Consider the following 1,541-nt stretch of genomic DNA (forward strand, 5'->3'; position numbering starts at 1 on the left):
ATAGGTCACAGGGCCGGCCGCCGCGGTGGCGCCCGGTACGGACATCGTGATGGTTACCTGTTTGCCCGCGCCGTTTATTTCCACGGACTCTTCGTTCCTGCACGAGGTGAAGGCCATGGCCAGCGTCAGCAGGCAGTATACCCCAAGACCCGACAGGGCCGATCCGGAGCGCTTATACAGTTTTTTTTGTATCATATCTTTGAGCTTTTTTTAATATTGCATTTTTTTGTCATATAATTGCGTACCGGCATGATTTTTACCCGTTTGATGCATCCTGTTATATCTTTTAATATGTTCGTATGCATTTATTTTTATCTATTTATCAATTCCCGGCCTTTTTTCTTTTACATCGGATACCTCGGCACTACCCTATAGGTAGGTAGTAGCGACAGTGAGCTGAGCCTGGTGCTGTTTGGTGTCTATCGACGGTGGCTACCTGATTTAAGGATTGGTTGACTGCGTAACCGTCACTACATGTGTAAAAGGCCCGGACTGTATTTTTATTTTACCTTCGCGCGCCGCTCCGGCATTTTCGCTAAGCAGAACCGTTACGGTTTCCATTGTGTTGGCGTCTCCTTCCGTGTCATCGACCGAAAGCCAGCCGCCGGCAGCAGGCGTTGTGCCGTCCGCTTCGAAACAGGATATCGTCCAGGCGGCAGTGGATTTAACGGTGATTTTGTTATCGGTGGCTGCTGCCGTCACTTCTTCATATCCGAAGTCAAAGTCCGGCGCATTGACCGCCAGGTAATTCGTTGCATTCCAATAGACATCGGTTAAGTTTTCATCGATGACGAAGAGCTGCGCTGTGATGTTGGTAATGACCTCCGTCGATGCCAGGGCGGCGGCAGCCGAAGCAAAACCCGGGCCGCTGACCTGTGAGACGGTGAATATGTATTTATGGTTGCGGACGATAGGCATGAAAGCGCCTTTGGTGGTACCGCTAACGGTACCGTCGTAGGTGAAGTCAACCGGATAGAAGTATTCATTACTATTGTATGTCCCTTTGATAATGATGCGCGGCGCGGTCTGGGCACTTATCGTTGCGCCTGTCGGGGCGGCCGCCTCGAAGGCATAGATCTCTCCGGCCATATTGGCCGACACCACAGCCCCGGTATAGATCATCGGGGAGGTGGCATTCATCACCGCTCCGGGCAGGTGAGGCTGTGCCGGGGAAGCCCCGTATTGCGTATCGTCGTTGACCAGCAGGCCGTTTTTCCTGAAGTTGTACAGACTCACTTCTGTGAGCGTGAAGGCCGTGGCGGTGTTGACGATATCCACACGCGCCAGCATGCGTACCAGCTTCAGGCCGCTGAAGGTCTTCGACTGGCCCTGCTGTATGGTGATACCGTTCCCCGCTCCGTTTGCATATTCGCCCGTCATCGGGACCGGGGTTGGGTTCGGGTTGGTTGCATTCCATTGTCCGGTGGCATGGGTATATTCGATGGCATTCAGTTCGCTAATGGGGCTGTTGCCGGCCAATCCGGCGACCTGGCTGTCGGCATTGGCGACCACCACCAGCCGGCTGTAATCGCCCGCAGGGA

2 protein-coding genes are annotated in these 1,541 nt (G+C 53.7%); both read right to left on the minus strand.

Annotated elements, in window-relative coordinates:
• The coding region (locus ACFO6W_RS03925; RefSeq protein WP_379994049.1) for a hypothetical protein at nucleotides 1-195 on the minus strand (195 nt) is incomplete at its 3' end.
• A gap of 246 nt (nucleotides 196-441) precedes the next feature.
• Nucleotides 442-1,541, minus strand: a 1,100-nt coding sequence (locus ACFO6W_RS03930) for a BACON domain-containing protein (RefSeq protein WP_379994050.1), incomplete at its 5' end; no start/stop codon positions are given.

It is taken from the genome of Dysgonomonas termitidis (assembly GCF_042654545.1).
Lineage (GTDB): Bacteria > Bacteroidota > Bacteroidia > Bacteroidales > Dysgonomonadaceae > Dysgonomonas > Dysgonomonas termitidis.